The sequence below is a fragment of the Alistipes dispar genome, assembly GCF_006542685.1.
Taxonomy (GTDB): Bacteria; Bacteroidota; Bacteroidia; order Bacteroidales; family Rikenellaceae; genus Alistipes; species Alistipes dispar.
Map to the genome: position 1 here is coordinate 297,674 of NZ_AP019736.1, position 19,023 is coordinate 316,696.

Below are 19,023 nucleotides of genomic sequence, written 5' to 3' on the forward strand. Positions count from 1 at the left end.
CTGTCATCTGTAAAGCGCTTCCGGCAAATCAAGTCTGCAACATCGGATTTCCCCGTCCTCGGAAAAAAGGCCAATGATATAACGATCGTCGGAACTGACACAAAGATTCAAAAGCGGAATATCGGCCAGCAGATCGCACCGATGAACTCCATTCCAGTCATAAACCCGGATCAACCGGGTCTCCCGGGCCCGGCGGTCTGGATCCACCGTTCCCATATCCAGTTTCCGTCCGGAGTACAGCGCATAAATACGACGATCCGATGAAGCGGCATCTGCATAGTGAATCGCCGGATCCCGGAAACGCACACCCGCCGCAACATGCGGCTGCGGTTCGTAAACGGGTAACTCCTTGCGAATCGAAGCGATACGGACCGGACACCTATTCGCCCCAATTCCGTATATATCAAAGACATTACCCATACTCGAAAAAAAAGCGAACCTGGAACAGGTACGGTTCGCAAGCAATTTTCCCTGATAGGCCATCACTTTATCCCGGAACGCATCCGACATGCCGTCATCGGGGAATTTTCCGAAACGACCAACGGCCTGTCCGAGCGTATCGAAAAGAGAAAACATGTGATTGTCGGTCGCCGCATAATCGCCGTACGACACGAAGAAATCACCCGCCCTCACGGCATCAAACAAAGCCGTTCCGAATGTTACGGTATCCAACGGGACCATTTCACGCGAAAAGGAGACGACGCTTCTACCGACAGAAGAGACGGCTTGAAAATCACCGGTCACAGGATTCACTCCGACCACACGCAAATCAAGGTATTCACCCGGTCCCCGCCCCCTGCGAATCCGATTTTTCAAAACGCCTTTACGACAATCGAACCGAACGACGACATTTTCACCCTGTCCTTCCGATTTGACGAGACAACTGTCAGCCTCGTCGAAGAAAAAAGGTCCGTAAAAATCAAAGATGTCGTCCAACCCCTCCATTTTCCGGGCGGAAACCTCATAGACAACTGCATCCGAAGCCTCCCGACCGCAGGAACAACATCCAATCAGCAACGCGAAAAATACCGATAATCTGCTCATAAATCATAAAAAATCTCCGAAAACATTCCGGAGATTATAGTATTAATACAAACAGCCCTTAACCTCCGTATATCCCAAATCATCGTCCAATATATAAATATATGAGACGGATAATAAACGCAAGGCCGCTGTATGATAACCTCGTCGCTTGTTAGAGCTTCACCATTCGCATCGAATAAATCCGGTACGTTTTTCTCGTTCTCATAACCGTAATAACAACTGAAGCCACAGCAGCAATCAATGCCGCGCCTCCTAAAAATAAATCTTTTCTCATAACCGTTCGATTTAAAAACAAATCAAACGAAATTTCTTGATTTTACCAACATTTCAAATGTAACCAATAAGAAGCAATAGCACAAACAAAACCGTCATAAAAAATAGCAAACAAAATTTTTTCACACAATAATCAGATCATCTTTTTAAACACTTAAATAAAAGACAAAAATTCATTTTTCTCACGTTTTTTTCATACCTTTGCCGCCGATATTTCGAAGGGGTGCCTTACTTTCAGGCTGAGATTATACCCATTGTACCGGATACGGGTAATGCCGAGACCGGGAGACGCATAATCGACACAACATACCCCTTTTCAGTGTATTAACTTAAAAAATTTGACGATGAAAAGGATTATTCTTCCGATGCTCGCGGCCGCCGCGCTCTGCCCGGCCGCGCAACTCCGGGCCGCGGAAACGGCCGACGGACGCACGGCGCATGCCGCAGCCGCCGCGGCGGAGAGACCGGACGACGACTCGCTGCGGATCTACCGGATGCAGGAGATCGAGGTGACGGCCACGCGCGCCACCGAGAAGACCCCCGTGGCCTTCTCGAACCTCTCGCACGACGAAATCGCCCGTAACAGCTACGGATTCGACATTCCGTCGCTGCTGGCGCTCACACCCTCGATGATCGCCACGAACGAGACGGGCATCGGAATCGGAGGCACTTCGATCCGCCTCCGCGGCACGGACGCCACGCGCCTGAACGTCACGGTGAACGGCGTTTCGATGAACAACCCCGACTCGCATTCGGTCTATTGGTACGACACGCCCGACCTGATCTCCTCGGTGGGAAGCGTCCAGGTGCAGCGCGGCGCGGGCATCTCGACCAACGGCACGGGCGCTTTCGGCGGTGCGGTGAACATGACCACGGCGCCCATCGGGACCGACTTCAGCGGCGAAGCCTCGCTCTCCTACGGTTCGTACAACACCAACAAGCAGGCCGTGCGCATCTCCTCGGGACTGCTGGGCGATCATTGGGTGGTGGACGCCCGCCTGACGCACATCGGATCGGACGGCTACATCGACCGCGGCGCGACGGACCTCAAGTCCTATATGTTCCAGACCGGATACTACAACGGACGGACGATCGTCAAACTGCTCTCGTTCGGCGGCAAGGCCAAAACCTACCTCACCTACAACGGCGTGACGAAAGACGAAATGAAATACAACGGCCGCCGTTACAACTCGGGCGGCATGTACCGCACCGAGGACGGACGCTACCACACGATCTACAACAGCAACGACGGATACCCCGAATGGCAGAAGGTCGATTACTACGACGACGAGACGGACAACTACCTGCAAATCAACAACCAGATCGTCGTGAGCCACCGGTTCAACGACCGCTGGGCGCTCAACGCCACGGGATTCTACACCTACGGCTACGGCTTCTACAAACAGTACAAGGACGACGCCGACCTCTGCGAATACCTCAACCTTCCCGCCGGGCCGACGGCCGACGTCAGCGCCGACCTGATCCGCGAGAAGATCATGCGCAACCACCTCGGAGGCGTGAACGCCGCGGCCAGCTACACAACGCGGAAGCTCGACCTCGCCTTCGGCGGTTCGTGGAGCTACTACACCTGCCCCCATTGGGGTACGCTGGACTGGGTGAGCGGCATGGAGAAGGAGCAGATCGGAGGCCGCTGGTACGACAACGACGTGAGGAAGCAGGATGCCAACCTCTTCGCCCGGGCGTCGTGGCTGGCGGCCGAGGGGCTGCGGCTCTTCGCCGACCTGCAATACCGCTACGTCAGCTACGAGGCGTGGGGCGTGAACGACAACTACATCTCCGCGGAGGACGGCATGCAGCCCATCGACGTGGACAAGCAGTACCACTTCTTCAATCCCCGTGCGGGCCTGAGCTACACGCTCGCCGACCGCAACGAGTTCTATTTCTCGTTCGCCGTGGCGCAGAAGGAGCCCACGCGCAGCGACTTCACGGACCGCCACATGTTCGCCGAGGACGACAGCTACCCCTCTTCCGAGAAGCTCTGCGACTACGAGCTGGGCTACACCTACACGGCTCCGCGGCTCCGGCTGGGCGTGAACCTCTACTACATGAAATACAAGGACCAGCTCGTACCGACGGGCATGGTGAACGACGGCTACGACGCCCTGAACGTCAATGTGCCCGACAGCTACCGCCGCGGCGTGGAGCTGACGGCCTCGTGGCGGACGACCCGCTGGTTCACGCTGGGCGCGAACGCCACCTTCTCGCAGAACCGCATCGAGAACTACATCGACGCCCTGTCGGGAAGCCCCACCTACGGCGAGAATCTGGGCGACAGGACCATCGCCTACTCGCCCTCGGCCATGGGGGCGCTCTTCCTCGATTTCCACCACAAGGGTTTCCAGGCCCTCTTCCACACGCAATGCGTCGGCAAACAATACTTCACCAACAACGAGGTCGAGGCCCTCTCGCTCGACGCCTACTGCGTGACGAACCTCAACCTGAACTACACGTTCCGCACGCGCGCGGCGCGCAGCGTCTCGCTGGGCCTCCAGATCAACAACCTCTTCAATTCGGAATACGAAAGCAACGGATACGGATACTCCTCGATCTGGGAAGGACAGCGGACGGACATGGCCTTCTATTTCCCGCAGGCTCCGCTCAACGTGCTGGGTAACGTGACCGTACGCTTCTGACCGCTCACAGCGGCCCCGGGCCGCACAAGACACGAAAACGATGGACTGGAAACTCGCCCTGCAACTCACGGGGGTCGCGCTCGGCCTCCTCTACCTCTGGCTCGAATACCGCGCCGACATCCGGCTGTGGATCGTGGGTCTCGTCATGCCCGTCGTGCACGGAGCGCTCTACTACAAGGCGGGGCTTTACGCCGACTGCTCGATGCAGGTCTATTACGTGCTCGCAGGACTCTACGGATGGATCGTATGGCACAACGCCCGGCAGCGGAACGCGCAGACCGCCGGCACGCCGGAGAAGGCCGCGGCGATCGGCCACACGCCGCTGCGGAGGATTCCGGCGCTCGCCGGGGTGTTCCTCGCCGCGCACGGGGCGCTCTACCTGCTGCTCGCGCGCTTCACGGACAGCACCGTGCCCTTCTGGGACAGCCTCACCACGGCGCTCTCGATCGTGGCGATGTGGATGCTCTCGCGCAAATACGTCGAGCAGTGGCTCGTGTGGCTGGCCGCGGACCTGGTGACCGTCGGACTGTACCTCTACAAGGAGATTCCGTGGACGGCGGCCCTGTACGCCCTCTATTCGGCCCTGGCCGTGGCGGGCTACCTCCGCTGGCGGCGGCAGGCGGCCGGGACGCGGCCGTAACACGACGGGAATGCGGCCGACACGACCGATGCGGCCAGCGGTGCGCCCGGAATGAGGCCGCAGCGGCCGCCTCCGAAACGGTGCGAAACGAAAAATGCGGTCGCAATGCGAAACAGGCGATGCCGACAGCTGGCATCGCTTGTTTCATCTGCGGACTTTTCGTACTTTTGATTCCAAATCACGACCCGAATGAAAAAACGCCTGCTTTCTTTCCTCCTGCTCGCCGCCTGCCTGTCGCCGGCCGCAGCGCAACCCCCGTTCGAAAAGACCGTAGAGCCGCTTCCCGGCGAGCGGTGGTGGGGCGGCTTCGTCGCCCTGGGAAACCGGATGCCCTATCCGGCGGAGCTCGCCGAACAGGATCTCGCGCGAATCAACTACAACAACCAGTCCGTGCCGCTGCTGCTCTCGTCCGAAGGCCGCTACGTCTGGTCCGAACACCCCTTCCGGTTCCGGATCGAGCAGGGACGGCTCCACCTCTCCTCCGACCACGAGGCACTCGAGGCCGTGCACGCCGGAAAGAGTCTCCGCGACGCCTATGCGGCCGCCTCGGCGGCCCACTTCCCTCCCTCGGGAACGATTCCCGCCGAGCTGTTCTTCTCCATGCCGCAATACAACACCTGGATCGAGCTCATGTACGACCAGAACCAGCGCGACATCATGCGCTATGCCCGCAAGGCTGTCGAAAACGGCTTCCCGCAGGGAATCTTCATGATCGACGACAACTGGCAGAACGACTACGGGAACTTCGACTTCAAGGCCTCGCGCTTCCCCGATCCGCGGGGCATGATCGACTCGCTGCACGCCATGGGATTCCGCGTGATGCTCTGGATCTCCCCCTACGTCTCGCCCGACTCGCCCGAATTCCGCGAACTGGAGCGGAAGGGCTACCTGCTCAAAACCCGCCGGGGCGACCCGGCGATCGTCCGATGGTGGAACGGATACAGCGCCTGCTACGACCTGACGAACCCCGAAGCGGTGGCGTACCTGCGCGGGAAACTCGAGGAGAACCGGAGCAAATACGGAACCGACGGTTTCAAGTTCGACGGCGGGGACGTGGCCTACATGCAGGCCGAACCGTATCTCTACCACGACCCCGAAGGCGACCCGAACCGCTACATGCAGCGGTGGGCCGAACTGGGCGGCACGTTCGCCTGCAACGAGCTGCGTGCCTGCTGGAAACTGGGCGGACAGCCCGTCGTGCAGCGTCTGGGCGACAAGGACTACTCGTGGCGGGCCCTGCAACTGCTCATCCCCGACATGACGGCCGCAGGACTGCTGGGACACCCCTACACGTGCCCCGACATGATCGGCGGCGGACAGTTCACCTCGTTTCTCGGGGTCGAACGGTTCGACGAGGAGCTGATCGTCCGCTCGGCGCAGGTGCACGCGCTGATGCCGATGATGCAGTTCTCCGTAGCGCCGTGGCGCATCCTCTCGCCCGAGAATGCGGCCGTCTGCGCCCGCTATGCGCAGTTGCACCGCCAATTCGGGCCCTACATCCTCTCGCTGGCGCGTCACGCGTCGAAGACGGGCGAGCCGATCGTCCGGGCGATGGAGTACGCCTTCCCGCACGAAGGGTTCCTCGAATGCCGCGACCAGTTCATGCTGGGCGACCGCTACCTCGTGGCCCCGATGGTCACGCCGGGGACGCAGCGCGAAGTGCGGCTGCCGCGGGGCGTCTGGCGCGACGACCGGGGCGAGACATTCCGGGGACCGAAACGCATCGAAACCGACGTGCCGCTCGACCGCCTGCCCTACTACGAACGGATCCGATAAACGACTGCATACATGGACAACAGACACCTCTTCCTGAGCGCCGGCGGCCTGCTGCTGGCAGGCACGGCCCCGGCGGCCCGCCCCGCGAAACCCAACGTCATCATCATCTACACGGACGACCACGGCACGCTGGACATGGGCTGCTTCGGCGCGGCGGACCTCCGCACGCCCCACATGGACTCGCTGGCGGCCAGCGGCGTGCGGTTCACCCAGTTCTACGCCGCACCCGTCAGCTCGGCCTCCCGCGCGAGTCTGCTGACCGGGCAGTTCACCCGACGCGCCGGACTTACGGGCAACGCCGGCTACACGGGGCTGCCGCTCGGCAAGGAGACGCTCGCCGAGCGGATGCGCGACAACGGCTACCGCACGGCCTGCATTGGCAAATGGCATCTGGGATCGTGGAAGGAGTACGCCCCCAACAGCCGGGGATTCGACTATTTCTGGGGCTTCCTGGGAGGCTGCATCGACAGCTACTCGCACTTCTATTACTGGGGCGGCCCGAACCGGCACGACCTCTGGCGCAACGGAGAGGAGATTCACGAAGAAGGGAAGTTCTTCGCCGCCGAGACGCTGCGCGAAGCCGAAGAGTTCATCCTGCGGGACGGAGACGACCGGCCCTTCTTCCTCTACTGGGCCGTCAATATACCCCACTATCCGTTGCAGCCGGCGAAGAAATGGCTGGACCACTACGCCGACCTGCCCGCCCCGCGGCGCATGTACGCGGCCTTCGTCTCCACGTTCGACGACTACCTGGGCCGGCTGCGCGCATTCCTGCGCGAACGGGGACTGGAAGAGAACACCCTCGTCATCCTCCAGTCGGACAACGGCCACAGCACCGAAGTCCGCACCTTCGGCGGAGGCGGTTACTGCGGCGACTACCGGGGCGGCAAGTTCTCGCTCTTCGAGGGCGGCATCCGCGTACCGGCCATCGTCTCCTGGCCCGGACATCTGCCGCAAGGCGAGACGCGCGACCAGACGGCCATGAACATCGACTGGTTCCCGACGATTCTGGAGCTGTGCGGGCTGGATGCCTCGGGAATCGACGTGGACGGCCGGAGCCTCGTACCGCTGCTTCGGGACGCCTCGGAAAAGTCTCCGCACGACGTGCTGCACTTCGATTTCGAACGGCAGTGGGCCGTGCGGCAGGGCGACTGGAAACTGCTCTGCAATGCGATCGACGTACGGCCGGACGACCGGAACGAAACGCTCGAAGGGCTGTATCTCACCAACCTCGGAATCGACCCCACGGAGTCGGAGAACCTGCTCGGCGAATACCCCGAAAAGGCGCAGGAGCTGCTGAAGCTCCGCGAAGCCTACGTCGCCTCGCTGGAGGAAAACGACCGGCGGTAGCAGGCCGTTCCGGCTGAAAAGCATCGCCCCTGCCGCGTTGCGGCAGGGGCGATGACATAAGGAAAAGGACGGAACGGCCTCCCCGCAGGAGCGCCGCCCCGGAATCACTCGACCTCCGTCAGATAGATGTTGCGGAACTCCAGCGGACCGCCCTCGCTTTGCAGGGCGATGTAGCCCCGGGTGTTCACCCCGCTGCACTCGTTCTGCAACACGCCGTTGACATAGACCGTGATGCGGTCGCCCTTGCAGATCACTTCGGCCTCGTTCCATTCGCCGGCGGGTTTCTCCGAAGCGCCGCCCACGCGTTTTTTGACCGGAACGCCGCCCTCCGGCGATTCGACCCCGGCCATCGTGGCGCCGCCCAATCCCAGCAGATCTCCGGCATTCCCGGACTCCAGCTGGCACTCGATCAGCGAAGGCCAAAGTTCGTCGCCCTCCTGGATGCGCTGGAACAGCCCGCTGTTCGAGGGCTTCCCGATCCAGCGCCACTCGGCGTGCAGGCGGTAGTCGCCGTACTGCTCGGCCGTGCGCAGGAACCCGAAAGGCTGTCCCGCCACGCGGATGCAGCCGTCCTGCACGGTGAAGACCTCCGCCGCAGCGGGGCCGCCGGCCGTGACGCAGACCCATCCCGTGAGGTCGCGGCCGTTGAAAAGTTCGGTTTTCGCGTCTCCGCCGCAGGACACCGCCCCGACGGCCAACGCCAGCAAAAGGATTTTGCACTTCATACGCATCTGTTATTTTTTGGTTCGGAAAACAATCGCGGGAATCATTCGGGCAGTCCGAGCTCGCCGATACGGGCGAGAATCTCCTCGCGGCGGGCCCGCGGCGTCACATTCCGCCGCACGACCAGCAGGTAGGAGTTGCGTATCTGCGCGCGGATGAAGGCATCGGGCAGGTCGCCCGTCGTGCGCACGTCGTTCCACAGACGCTTGTTCGTATGCCAGGCGGGCGTCACCTCGTCCGGATAGCGCTCGCGCAGCAGCAGCGCCTCTTCGGGATCGCACTTGAGGGCGATCCGCTCGAATCCGACCATGTCGGCGAAGGCGTACATCCGGCCGCCGACCTTATAGACGAGCGTCGTCTCGTCGAAGGGCGTGCACTCCTCGGTGAAGGGCAGCGAAAGACAGTAGTCGCGAAAAGCCAGAACATCCATAACCGGTCGTGTTGTGCGGTAACAAATATACGCAATATTTTTGGCACACGGATTGCGATCCGGGGAATAATGAACCAACATCAATTCGGAATATGAAAAAGATTCTCCTTTGTGTATCCCTGCTGGCGGTATTCGCCGCAGGTTTCGCCGGCTGCTCGCAGCGCCGGGAATGGAACCGCGAAGAGCGCAAGGCCATGCGCGACGCCCTGCGCAGCTACCGGCAGATGATCTACCTCGACGACCTGACCGATTCGGAGTTCGTCCTCTTCTCGGACGGGGTGGTCGGAGAGCTGGAAAACGCCTATCCGGTGTACACCACCTTCATCCAGATGCCGGGCGTGAACGACACCGTGGACATGTTCGTCGTCACGACGATCGTCGAAGAGCTCGATGCCGACGCGCACAACATGCGCCATATTTTCCCCTACGACTACCTCGTGGGGCAGGGCGTGCTCCCGGCCGGACTGGACCGCAGCCAGCAGAAAGCCTTCTACACCTGCCTGGCAGGCAAGGTGAACGCGACCTACTCCACGATGGAGCAGTTCTTCAACGCCGTGCTGGCCGACACGACCGACCTTTCGCAACTGCGCCGGCTGGAGGGACAGTGCGCCGACGAGCTGTTCGACTGGACGGTGACGGAGATCGACGTCATCGAAAGCGTCCCGGCCCGATAGCCGCCGGAAGGAATACGGAAAACCGGGGCGTGCCGAACATTCGGCGCGCCCCGGTCGTTCGCGGTCTCTCCCCGCGCATCGTCCCGGAATGCCCGGACCCTCACCCGGCCTTGCGGGCGGAGTCCTCCGCCGGGACGTGCTGTTCGTAGAACTCCTTCGCCACGACGATCCGGATCGCCTTGTGGAGAATCGAAAATTCGAGCGGCGTATGGCCCAGCGGCTCGCCGTCCACCTCGACGCCCACTTCGGGCGACGACTCGATGCGGATGCGGCTGCCGCGCTCCTGCAAGATATGCCGGATGCGGTAGATGCCGCCGTTGAACAGGTAGTGGAACCGGAAAAGCAGATGCCAGAAATGCACGGGGCGGATCAGCGACAGGTCGAGCATCCCGTCGTCGGCCACCGCCTCGGGAAGCTGCTGCAGGCCGCCGCCGTTGAACTTGCAGATGCCGACGGCCGCCGAAAGCAGCAGGTTGTTGTAAACCAGCCGCCCGTCCACCCACACCTTGACGCCCGTGGACTTGTAGCGGAAGAAGTTGCGCACCAGACACCACGTATAGCGCCAGCGGCTCTTGCGGCCCTTCTTCTTCAGGTGCGAGAGCTTCCGCACCACATGGGCGTCGAAGCCCGCGCCGGCCACGTTGGCCATGTAGCGGTTCTGCCGGTAGTGCGCCTCCTCGTAGGAGACCACCCCGACATCCTGCAGGAAGGAGCAGCCTTCGCTGATGGCCTGCACGGCGTGCCGGTAGCGGTTCGAAATGCCGAACGTGCGTACCCAGTCGTTGCCCGTGCCCACGGCCACCACGGCCAGCAGCACCTCGTCGGGACGCACCTCCTGCTGGATGAACAGCCCGTTCACCACCTCGTGCAGCGTGCCGTCGCCTCCGACGACGATGATGTGGCGGTATCCCTCGCGGACGGCCGTCACGGTCAGCTCCGTGGCGTGGAACTTGTGCTCCGTGAAGACCGGTTCGCAACGGATGTGCGCATCGCGCAGGTGCTTCGAAATCTGCGGAAAGTGGTCCAGCCCGCGGCCGCCTCCGGCCACGGGATTGACGATGACGAACCACTTGGCGCCGGAGTGCGGCCCGCTACTTTTCGGGAACATTGCGCAGCGTGTGAACCAGGAAGTCGTAGAATTTCCCGACCGAGGCGATCTCCACCTTCTCGTCGGGCGAGTGGGGATAGCGGATCGTCGGGCCGAACGAAATCATGTCCAGACCGGGGTACTTGCCGCCGATGATGCCGCATTCGAGTCCGGCGTGGATCGCCGTCACGGCGGGCTTGCGGCCGTAGAGCGCCTCGTAGGAGGCGGTCATGGCCTTCAGGATCGGCGATTTCATGTCGGGATTCCAGCCGTCGTAGGCCCCCGTCAGCTCCGTCTCGCCTCCGGCCAGCGCGAAGACCGCGGCGATGGCCTCGCCCAGCGCCTCCTTCTCCGAACGCACCGAACTGCGCAGCAGGCACTGCATCTTCACCGTCGAGCCGTCCGAGACCACGCGCGCCAGGTTGCCCGACGTCTGCACCAGCCCGGGCATCGAGAGCGACATGCGCTGCACGCCGTCGGGACACCCCGCGACCGCGCGGATCACCTTCACGGCCACGTCGCGCGGCAGCATTCCGGCGGGCCTGGCACACTTCCCGACCGTGACCGAAATGTTCTCCTCGATCCCTTCGAACTCCTCCCGCACGGTCTTTTCGTACGCGGCGACCGCCCCGGCGAAAGCGTCGTAATCCGCCTCGGGGAGCAGCACAACGGCTTCGGCCTCGCGCGGAATGGCGTTGCGCAGTCCGCCGCCGTCCACCGAGCAGAGCAGCAGGGGGCAGGGCGCGGCATTGAGCAGCCGGAACAGCAGTTTGTTGGCATTGGCGCGCTGGCAGACGATCTGAATGCCCGAATGGCCGCCCTTGAGGCCCCTGACGGAGATCTTCGCGGCGACGTAGCCCGCGGCGGGCGTCGGCTCCTCCGCATAGCGGAACGTCGTGTTCGCGTCGAGCCCGCCGGCACAGCCCACGTACAGCTCGCCCTCCTCCTCGGAATCGAGGTTGAGCAGGATTTCGCCCTGCAACACCCCGGGCCGCAGCCCGAAGGCGCCGTCCATGCCGGTCTCCTCGGTGGCCGTGAAGAGCGCCTCCAACGGCCCGTGCGCGAGCGTGTCGTCCTCCAGCACGGCCAGGATCGAAGCCACGCCGATGCCGTTGTCGGCCCCGAGCGTCGTGCCGTCGGCCGTGACCCATCCGCCGTCCGCATAGGCGTCGATCGGGTCTTTCTCGAAATCGAACGTCTTGTCGTTGTTTTTCTGCGGAACCATGTCGAGGTGCGCCTGCAGGATGACGCCCTTGCGGTTCTCCATTCCCTTCGAGGCGGGTTTGCGGACATAGACGTTGTGCGCCTCGTCCTCACGGGCCTCGAGGCCGAGCCCCCGGGCGAACTCCAGCACGTAGCGGCGGATGGCCTCCTCGTGATGCGACGGGCGCGGGATGCGGACGATCTCCGCGAAATGTTTCCAGACGAGCGCCGGTTCGAGCGCTGCAAGATTTCTGTCCATGACTTATTCGTTTTTGGTTTCCGTATTTTCCGTATCCGATTCTCCGGATTCCGCCGGCCCCGCGCCGGCGTGCCGGTCGAAGGCTTCGACGATGTGCTTGACGAGCGGATGGCGCACGATGTCGCGCTTGTCGAACTCGACGATGCCGATGCCCTCCACGCGGCGCAGGATCTCCATCGCGCGCACCAGTCCGCTGTCGCTCCTGCGCGGCAGGTCAATCTGCGTCACGTCGCCCGTGACGATGAAACGCGCGTTGCGCCCCATGCGCGTCAGGAACATCTTGATCTGCGCGAGCGTGGTGTTCTGCGCCTCGTCCAGAATGACGAAGGCGTTGTCGAGCGTCCGCCCGCGCATGTAGGCCAGCGGTGCGATCTGCACGGTTCCCTCTTCGAGGAACTTCTGGAGCTTCGCGGGCGGGATCATGTCGTTGAGCGCGTCGTAGAGCGGCTGCAGGTAGGGGTCCAGCTTCTCCTTCATGTCGCCGGGCAGGAAGCCCAGCTTCTCGCCCGCCTCGACGGCCGGGCGCGTCAGGATGATGCGCCGCACCTGTTTCTCCTTCAGGGCCCGGACGGCCAGCGCGATGGCCGTATAGGTCTTGCCCGACCCGGCCGGGCCGACGGCGAAGAGCAGGTCGCACTTGTCGTAGAGCCCCACCAGCCACTGCTGGTTCACCGTGCGGGCGCGGACGATATTGCCGTTGTTGCCGTACACGATCACGTCCTTGTCCGCGGGGGCGTCCGCCGCCCCGAAGCCCCCCGCGAAACACTGGTCGATGACCTGCGGGGAGATGTGCCCGTACTTGAGGTAATAGGCCGCCAGCCCCTCCATGCGGGCGGCGAACCGGCGCGTCTCCGCCTCGGGGCCGAGCACCTTGAGCGACTGTCCGCGCGCCACGATCTTCAATGCGGGGTGCAGCGCCTTGATCTGTTCCAGATAGACGTTCTGCGCCCCGTACAGTTCGCGGGGATCGACCCCTTCGACGGCGATTTCCCGTCCGAGCGTCTCCGTCATAGGCTAAAACAGATAACCGAAACTCAGTGCGACGTTGTACGAGCGGAGCTTGTCGAGCTGCTGGCCGTCGGGCAGCACGACGTCGTGCTTGGCCCGGAACTGGCCGTTGTAGCGCAGATCGACGAGCAGGTGGCGCATCAGCACCACGCCGGCCCCGACCGTGAACGAGACCGTGGGACGCACACGCCCGAAATCGAGCAGGTCGCGCCCCGACTTCTGCTTGCTGTCGTTCATCACCGTAAAGACCGGTCCGGTGTAGATGCGCACGGGATGGAGCAGCCGCAGCGACAGCAGCACCGGCACGTCGATCGAATTGGACTTGAGGTTCACCTCCTCGCCCCCCTCGGGCCGGATGCGCATGCCCTGGCGGACATAGAGAATCTGCGGCTCGACGGCGAAGGCGCCCAGATTCACGGCCGTCACGATGCCGGCCTGCCAGCCGCATTTGTTCCTGATGTCCGTCCGGTCCATGTCGGTCGTATAATCGGGAATGCTGATGCCTCCGATCACGCCCCATTCCACCCGCGTGCGGGGCCGCTGCGCCGCCGCGCTCCATGCGGCGGCTGCAAGCAGCAGGGTCAGTACGATTTTTTTCATATCCGTTGTTCGTTGTTTGTCAGTTTCACGCTCGCCCAGAGCATGTAGCACACCAGCACGGCGACGAAGAGCATCCCCCAATGCGGACTGCCCGCCGCACGCGCGACGGCGCCGCACGCCGGACCCGACACGGCTCCCGCCGAAATGGCCAGAATCATCAGCCCGGCCACCTCGTTGGCCCGCTCCGGCACGGCACGGGTCGCCACGGAGTAGAAGGTGGCGAAGACGCACGCCATGCCGAAGCCCATGAGGCCCACGGCGGCATAGATCACCGCCCCGTTGTCCGTGAAGAGCAGCACGAGGCAGAGCGCCAGCACCCCGGCCATGTTCCAGCCCAGATACTTCGTGTCCCGGACCCGCACGAGGGCCCACGCCCCGACGATCGTCCCGACGATGCGGCAGGCGTAGAAACCCGTGGTCGTGAGGATCGACGAGGGGTTGTCGATCAGCCGCACCGAGAGGTAGCCGATCCCCACGTCGGCGGCGATGAAGCATGCCACGCCCAGCGCCGAGAGCAGCACCGCACGGTTCTTCAGCAGACCGAAGCAGGCTGCCAGTCCGACGGAGGTTCCGCTGCGCGGCGGCTCGGGCACGGAGGTCAGTTGCAGCCACACCCCGCCCGCGACCGTGAGGGCCGCGTAGATCGGCAGCAGCAGGCGCCACGACCCGGTCGCGGCGACCAGTCCCGTCACGATCGGCGCCAGCAGGAGCAGCGACGTGTTGCGGAAAATCTGCCCCACGGTCAGGTAGCTCGTCATGCGCTCCGCGGGAACGATGGTGGCCAGCAGCGGATTGACGGCCACCTGGATCGCCGTGTTGCCTATACCCAGCAGACCGAACCCGGCGAAGTACCACCCCAGCGCGCATCCCTCGCCGGCGGCATAGGGCACGAGCAGGCCGACGACCGTGAGGAGATAGCCCGCGAGCGCCGTCGTCTTGCGGCCCCGGCGGTTCATCCATGCGGCAAACGGCGCCGAAAGCACCAGAAACCAGAGGAACACCATCGTCGGAAGGAAGCTCACGGCCGCCTGCCGCTCCGCGGGGAACTCCGCGGCGATACGCCCCGTGATCGGAGCCACCATGTCGCAGAAACCCATGATGAAAAATCCCGCGAGCACGGGACCGAGCAACCGTCTGTCCACTCTCTCGACACCCATAACCAAAGCCGTTCCGGTTTTCAATGATTTTTCAAAGTTACGCTTTTTTGCCGAAAAGCGAAGCATCCGCCCCCGTTTTTTTGCGCCGCGCCGCCATGCGAGTGTCCGAACCGGACACCCCTTCCGCCTCTGCATCACGGACATGCCGGCCGGATTCCCCGGCGATGCGGACAGCTTCCGGGAGTTGCATGCCTCGCATCTTTTGCCTATCTTTGTCCGACGGCCGGAGGTCCGCCCGTCACCCGAAAACACCTGCCACACATGAAAAAACTGCTTCTGCCGCCCGTTTTCGCACTGCTCTGCCTGTCATCGCACGCCCAGGAAAACAGAATAACGATCGACGCAGGCGCCAGCCTCGGCGAGATCTCCCCGTACGTGTACGGACAATTCGTGGAATACATGGGACGCTGCATCGACGGAGGCATTTTCGACGAGGACTCGCCGCTGTCCGACAGCCGGGGATTCCGCCGCGACGTGCTGGAAAAGGTGAAGGAGCTCTCCCCGACGATGCTGCGGTTCCCGGGCGGAACGGCGGTCAAGACCTTCCACTGGGAAGACGGGGTGGGTCCCAAAGAAGAGCGCAAGGCGAGGAAGAACCTGATCTGGGGCGGCATCAACGATTTTCATTTCGGCACGTGCGAGTTCATCGAGTATTGCAGGGAAATAGGCGCAGAGCCCTGCCTCGTGGTGAACCTCTCCACCGGATCGCCCGACGAGGCGGCCAACTGGGTCGAATACTGCAACGGAACGGAAAACACATACTATGCCAACCTCAGGCGTTCGCACGGATACCCGGAGCCTTTCGGCGTGAAGTACTGGGCGCTGGGGAACGAGGAGGGGGCCGAACCCGACGCGGGACGCCATCAGGACCCCCGGAAATACGTGGAGGACGTGTGGCATTTCATCAAACTGATGAAACTGACGGACCCGTCCATCAAACTCATCGCCAACGGCGAAGGGGGCGACATGCGCTGGAACGAAACGGTTCTGGACGGCCTGGGCGGAGCCGTGGACTACATCTCCTACCACAACTACGTGAACACGGAGGAGGGAAAGCCCTACTCCCTGTTCCGGAAGATCAAGGCGGCGGACAGGGGGCTCGCCGCCCTGGGCGCCTTCATCCGGGAGAACTGCCCGGACTCCGTTGACAACTGGCAGGTATGGTACCGCTTTCCCCCTCGCCAGGACCGTATCAGAATCGCTTTCGACGAATGGGGAATCTGGGAGGCCGGAGGACCTCCCTACGGGACGACCAACACCTACGAATGGCGTCACGGGCTGGCGACGGCGTATTTTCTCAACGCCATCCACCGCAACGCCCGCCACGTAGGAATAGCCAACTGGGCGCAGATGGTGAACATCCTCGCCCCGATCATGACCGACGAAACCGCCTCGGTAAGGCAGACGACGTTCTTCCCGCTCCGGGAATACCGCGCGAAAGGACTGAAAGAGAGCGTAAAGGCCGAGGCCGTATCCCCCGCAATGGACACGGACGTCGGTTCGCTGGACGTCTCCGCGACCATCGACCGGGAGCGCGGAAGGCTCAACCTGTTCGTCGTCAATCTCAACCCGAAGGCCCTGAAGACGCGCATCGTCTTCGAAAACTGCAAGGCGGACAAGCTCATACGGACCACCGTGCTGTCGGCCGCATCGCTCGATGCCAGGAACACGCTGGACGACCCAGCCGGGAACGTCGTCGCAACGGCCACGGACACCGATCCGGGAAAGGCGGACGAAATCACGTTCAAGGGGGAATCCGTCACGATTTGCGAGTTCGCGCTCTCCTGCCGATGACCTACGGGATTCGCGACGCAGGCCCGGCATATTTCCGCATGCCGGGCTTCTTTCGCATGCCGGGCTTTTTCCGGATGCGGGACGCGGACGCCCCGGCCGGATTTTTTATCGCCGGGAGCTTGCGCATAACCCGATTTTTCCTATCTTTGTGGAAAGACTAAACACCGCACCGGATGATCCCGTTACTCGCACATATAGACCTGACGCTGCCGCTCGAAGACCCGATCCTGAAATTCCTGCTCATTCTGGTCATCATCCTCGCAGCGCCGCTGATTCTGAACAAGCTCAAAATCCCCTACCTGCTGGGGCTCATCATCGCCGGAGCGGTGATCGGCCCCCACGGACTGAACCTCGTGCTGCGCGACAGCAGCATCATCCTCTCGGGCACGGCCGGACTGCTCTACATCATGTTCCTCTCGGGACTCGACATGGACATGTCCGACTTCCGGCGCAACAGTTGGCGCAGCCTCGTGTTCGGCCTCTACACCTTCTGCGTCCCGCTCGGGCTGGGCATCCTGGCCGGGTACTACGTGATGGGGTTCCCGCTCTACTCCTCGATCCTGCTGGCCGGGCTGTTCGCCTCGCAGACGCTCGTGGCCTACCCCATCGTCAGCAAGCTCGGCATCGCCCGCGACAAGGCGGTGACGATCGCCGTGGGGGGCACGGTCATCACCGACACGCTGGCCCTGCTGCTGCTCACCGTGATCGTCGGCATGGCCACGGGCAACGTGGACGACATGTTCTGGTGGCGGCTCGGCGCCTCGGTGCTCCTCTGCATCGTCATCATCGTCTTCCTCTTCCCGCTGCTGGCCCACTGGTTCTTCAAGCAGGTCAGCGACAGCGTCTCGCAGTACATCTTCGTTCTGGCGATGGTCTTCCTCGGGGCCTTCTTCGCCCAGTTGGCCGGTCTCGAACCGATCATCGGCGCGTTCCTCTCGGGCATGGCCCTCAACCGGCTCATCCCGCGCACGTCGCCGCTGATGAACCGCGTGGAGTTCGTCGGCAACGCCATCTTCATCCCCTTCTTCCTGATCGGCGTGGGGATGCTCATCGACTACCGGGCCTTCTTCCGCGACTGGGAGAGCATCGAGGTGGCGGCGATCATGATCGCGCTCATCACGGCGGCGAAATTCATCGCCGCATGGCTCACGCAGAAGAGCTTCCGCCTCTCGAAAGACCAGCGGACCGTCATCTTCGGACTGAGCAGCGCCCACGTGGCGGCCACGCTCGCCGCCGTCATGGTGGGCTACAACGTCATCCTGGGCCACACGCCCGACGGGGAGCCGATCCGGCTGCTGAGCGAAAGCGTGCTCAACGGCACGATCCTCATGATTCTGGCCACGTGCATCGTCTCGACCTTCGCCACGCAGCGGGGCGCCCACAACATCGCCATGAACCATGCGCAGGACGATGCGGAGAAAGCGCCGCGCCGCGAGGACCACATCCTGATTCCGGTGGCCAACGAACGGTCGGTGGACGAGCTGGTGGGGCTGAGCGCCATGCTCAAACGCCCCAAGGAGCCCAACGGCCTCTACGCCCTGCACGCCATCGACAACAAGGCCGAGGACCCCAACATCGAGAAACAGGCCCGGAAGGTGCTCGACATCGCGGCGACGACCGCCGCCGCGGGCGACCTCTACCTCCAACAACTGCTGCGTTACGACGTGAACATCTCGAACGCCATCGTGAGCGTCGTCCGCGAGCGCAACATCACCGACATCGTGCTGGGCATGCACCAGCGCACGCCCGGCATGCCGGCCATTCCGGCGATCCCGGGCATCCCGGGGGCTTCGGGTCCGGGCATCGGCCGCATGGTGACCGACGTACTGATGCAGAGCAACGTCACCACCTTCATCTACAGCCCCGCGCAGCCGCTGGCCACCGTCAAGCGCCACCTGATCGTCGTGCCCGAAAAGGCCGAAAAGGAGGCCGGATTCCAGGCCTGGGTGCACCGCATCCGGCAGTTGGCCGAGAACTCCGGCGCGAAGATCGTCTTCTTCGCCTCGGAAGGCACGCTCGAACACCTCCGCCCCCGCCGGGGCCGCAAACTCCCGGCCAACATCGGGTTCGTCGCGTTCGACCGCTGGGACGACCTCCCCTCGCTCGAACACGACCTGCGGAACGACGACTGCCTCTGGTTCGTGATGAGCCGCCGCGAGCGGGTCTCCTACCACCCCGCAATGAACCGCATCCCGGGCTATCTCGAACAGTACTTCGCGGGATACAGCTACGTGCTGCTCTACCCCGTGCAGGCGGGCGCCACGGAGAGCCGCTATCTGTAGGGAAGCATCGGACGCTGCCGCCGGGACCACGGTCCGGGGACGGCCGCGGGCGGCGCCTTTCATAATTCG

16 protein-coding genes are annotated in these 19,023 nt (G+C 62.9%); 7 read left to right on the forward strand and 9 right to left on the reverse strand.

All coding sequences use genetic code 11. The features are described from left to right. Window positions 1-3: 3 nt before the first annotated feature. Window positions 4-1,044, reverse strand: a complete 1,041-nt coding sequence (locus FME97_RS01520; RefSeq protein ID WP_141427588.1) for a TolB-like 6-bladed beta-propeller domain-containing protein — start codon at window positions 1,042-1,044, stop codon at window positions 4-6. A 151-nt stretch (window positions 1,045-1,195) separates the two neighbouring features. Beyond that, a complete protein-coding gene (locus FME97_RS12640) occupies window positions 1,196-1,318 on the reverse strand; it encodes a hypothetical protein (protein ID WP_262710143.1) in 123 nt (40 codons plus the stop codon). Window positions 1,319-1,661: 343 nt separating this feature from the next. Between FME97_RS12640 and FME97_RS01525 the strand changes: the two genes are divergently transcribed. From FME97_RS01525 to FME97_RS01540, 4 genes are all read left to right on the forward strand, one after another. Beyond that, window positions 1,662-3,971, forward strand: coding sequence for a TonB-dependent receptor (locus tag FME97_RS01525; RefSeq protein ID WP_141427590.1), 2,310 nt, complete (start codon window positions 1,662-1,664; stop codon window positions 3,969-3,971). Between the two features lie 40 nt (window positions 3,972-4,011). After that, window positions 4,012-4,611 carry a nicotinamide riboside transporter PnuC gene (pnuC, locus tag FME97_RS01530; RefSeq protein WP_141427592.1) on the forward strand — a complete coding sequence of 200 codons (600 nt, stop codon included), beginning with the start codon at window positions 4,012-4,014 and terminating at the stop codon, window positions 4,609-4,611. A gap of 189 nt (window positions 4,612-4,800) precedes the next feature. Next, window positions 4,801-6,387 carry a glycoside hydrolase family 31 protein gene (locus FME97_RS01535; RefSeq protein ID WP_141427593.1) on the forward strand — a complete coding sequence of 529 codons (1,587 nt, stop codon included), beginning with the start codon at window positions 4,801-4,803 and terminating at the stop codon, window positions 6,385-6,387. A gap of 12 nt (window positions 6,388-6,399) precedes the next feature. Continuing rightward, on the forward strand, window positions 6,400-7,737 hold the full coding sequence (locus FME97_RS01540) for a sulfatase family protein (RefSeq protein ID WP_141427595.1): 1,338 nt from the start codon (window positions 6,400-6,402) through the stop codon (window positions 7,735-7,737). A gap of 104 nt (window positions 7,738-7,841) precedes the next feature. Here the strand turns inward: FME97_RS01540 and FME97_RS01545 are convergent, their stop codons facing one another. Together FME97_RS01545 and FME97_RS01550 are read right to left on the reverse strand one after the other, a co-directional pair. Next, a complete protein-coding gene (locus tag FME97_RS01545) occupies window positions 7,842-8,462 on the reverse strand; it encodes a 3-keto-disaccharide hydrolase (RefSeq protein WP_232522909.1) in 621 nt (206 codons plus the stop codon). 41 nt (window positions 8,463-8,503) lie between these two features. Continuing rightward, window positions 8,504-8,890, reverse strand: coding sequence for an MmcQ/YjbR family DNA-binding protein (locus FME97_RS01550; protein WP_141427599.1), 387 nt, complete (start codon window positions 8,888-8,890; stop codon window positions 8,504-8,506). A 92-nt stretch (window positions 8,891-8,982) separates the two neighbouring features. On the opposite strand from FME97_RS01550, the gene FME97_RS01555 reads away from it, so the two are divergent. Continuing rightward, on the forward strand, window positions 8,983-9,564 hold the full coding sequence (locus FME97_RS01555; protein WP_141427601.1) for a hypothetical protein: 582 nt from the start codon (window positions 8,983-8,985) through the stop codon (window positions 9,562-9,564). 100 nt (window positions 9,565-9,664) lie between these two features. Here the strand turns inward: FME97_RS01555 and FME97_RS01560 are convergent, their stop codons facing one another. From FME97_RS01560 to FME97_RS01580, 5 genes are read right to left on the reverse strand one after another with little or no spacing between them, the layout of a single operon-like run. Next, entirely contained in the window at window positions 9,665-10,672 is a 1,008-nt protein-coding gene (locus tag FME97_RS01560; RefSeq protein ID WP_141427603.1) for a diacylglycerol/lipid kinase family protein, read from the reverse strand. After that, the gene (locus tag FME97_RS01565; protein WP_141427605.1) at window positions 10,656-12,113 is read right to left on the reverse strand and encodes an aminoacyl-histidine dipeptidase; all 1,458 of its coding nucleotides are present in this window, start codon (window positions 12,111-12,113) and stop codon (window positions 10,656-10,658) included. The genes FME97_RS01560 and FME97_RS01565 overlap by 17 nt, the downstream gene beginning before the upstream one ends. A gap of 3 nt (window positions 12,114-12,116) precedes the next feature. After that, window positions 12,117-13,124 carry a PhoH family protein gene (locus FME97_RS01570; protein ID WP_141427606.1) on the reverse strand — a complete coding sequence of 336 codons (1,008 nt, stop codon included), beginning with the start codon at window positions 13,122-13,124 and terminating at the stop codon, window positions 12,117-12,119. Between the two features lie 3 nt (window positions 13,125-13,127). Then, window positions 13,128-13,721, reverse strand: a complete 594-nt coding sequence (locus tag FME97_RS01575; protein ID WP_141427608.1) for a porin family protein — start codon at window positions 13,719-13,721, stop codon at window positions 13,128-13,130. Beyond that, on the reverse strand, window positions 13,718-14,878 hold the full coding sequence (locus FME97_RS01580; protein ID WP_141427610.1) for an MFS transporter: 1,161 nt from the start codon (window positions 14,876-14,878) through the stop codon (window positions 13,718-13,720). Before FME97_RS01580 ends, FME97_RS01575 begins: the two co-directional genes overlap by 4 nt. A gap of 261 nt (window positions 14,879-15,139) precedes the next feature. Here FME97_RS01580 and FME97_RS01585 point away from each other — a divergent pair, with 261 nt between their 5' ends. Further along, window positions 15,140-16,672: an alpha-L-arabinofuranosidase C-terminal domain-containing protein gene (locus FME97_RS01585; protein WP_141427612.1), complete on the forward strand. Its 1,533-nt coding sequence runs from the start codon at window positions 15,140-15,142 to the stop codon at window positions 16,670-16,672. Between the two features lie 173 nt (window positions 16,673-16,845). Then, window positions 16,846-18,954, forward strand: coding sequence for a cation:proton antiporter (locus tag FME97_RS01590; RefSeq protein ID WP_232522910.1), 2,109 nt, complete (start codon window positions 16,846-16,848; stop codon window positions 18,952-18,954). The last annotated feature ends 69 nt before the right edge of the window (window positions 18,955-19,023 follow it).

What these genes read in the sequence shown, in the direction of transcription:
- FME97_RS01520 (WP_141427588.1), bottom strand. Translation starts at nt 1,044, where the DNA reads ATGAGCAGATTATCGGTATTTTTCGCGTTGCTGATTGGATGTTGTTCC.
- FME97_RS12640 (WP_262710143.1), bottom strand. Translation starts at nt 1,318, where the DNA reads ATGAGAAAAGATTTATTTTTAGGAGGCGCGGCATTGATTGCTGCTGTG.
- FME97_RS01525 (WP_141427590.1), top strand. Translation starts at nt 1,662, where the DNA reads ATGAAAAGGATTATTCTTCCGATGCTCGCGGCCGCCGCGCTCTGCCCG.
- pnuC (WP_141427592.1), top strand. Translation starts at nt 4,012, where the DNA reads ATGGACTGGAAACTCGCCCTGCAACTCACGGGGGTCGCGCTCGGCCTC.
- FME97_RS01535 (WP_141427593.1), top strand. Translation starts at nt 4,801, where the DNA reads ATGAAAAAACGCCTGCTTTCTTTCCTCCTGCTCGCCGCCTGCCTGTCG.
- FME97_RS01540 (WP_141427595.1), top strand. Translation starts at nt 6,400, where the DNA reads ATGGACAACAGACACCTCTTCCTGAGCGCCGGCGGCCTGCTGCTGGCA.
- FME97_RS01545 (WP_232522909.1), bottom strand. Translation starts at nt 8,462, where the DNA reads ATGAAGTGCAAAATCCTTTTGCTGGCGTTGGCCGTCGGGGCGGTGTCC.
- FME97_RS01550 (WP_141427599.1), bottom strand. Translation starts at nt 8,890, where the DNA reads ATGGATGTTCTGGCTTTTCGCGACTACTGTCTTTCGCTGCCCTTCACC.
- FME97_RS01555 (WP_141427601.1), top strand. Translation starts at nt 8,983, where the DNA reads ATGAAAAAGATTCTCCTTTGTGTATCCCTGCTGGCGGTATTCGCCGCA.
- FME97_RS01560 (WP_141427603.1), bottom strand. Translation starts at nt 10,672, where the DNA reads ATGTTCCCGAAAAGTAGCGGGCCGCACTCCGGCGCCAAGTGGTTCGTC.
- FME97_RS01565 (WP_141427605.1), bottom strand. Translation starts at nt 12,113, where the DNA reads ATGGACAGAAATCTTGCAGCGCTCGAACCGGCGCTCGTCTGGAAACAT.
- FME97_RS01570 (WP_141427606.1), bottom strand. Translation starts at nt 13,124, where the DNA reads ATGACGGAGACGCTCGGACGGGAAATCGCCGTCGAAGGGGTCGATCCC.
- FME97_RS01575 (WP_141427608.1), bottom strand. Translation starts at nt 13,721, where the DNA reads ATGAAAAAAATCGTACTGACCCTGCTGCTTGCAGCCGCCGCATGGAGC.
- FME97_RS01580 (WP_141427610.1), bottom strand. Translation starts at nt 14,878, where the DNA reads ATGGGTGTCGAGAGAGTGGACAGACGGTTGCTCGGTCCCGTGCTCGCG.
- FME97_RS01585 (WP_141427612.1), top strand. Translation starts at nt 15,140, where the DNA reads ATGAAAAAACTGCTTCTGCCGCCCGTTTTCGCACTGCTCTGCCTGTCA.
- FME97_RS01590 (WP_232522910.1), top strand. Translation starts at nt 16,846, where the DNA reads ATGATCCCGTTACTCGCACATATAGACCTGACGCTGCCGCTCGAAGAC.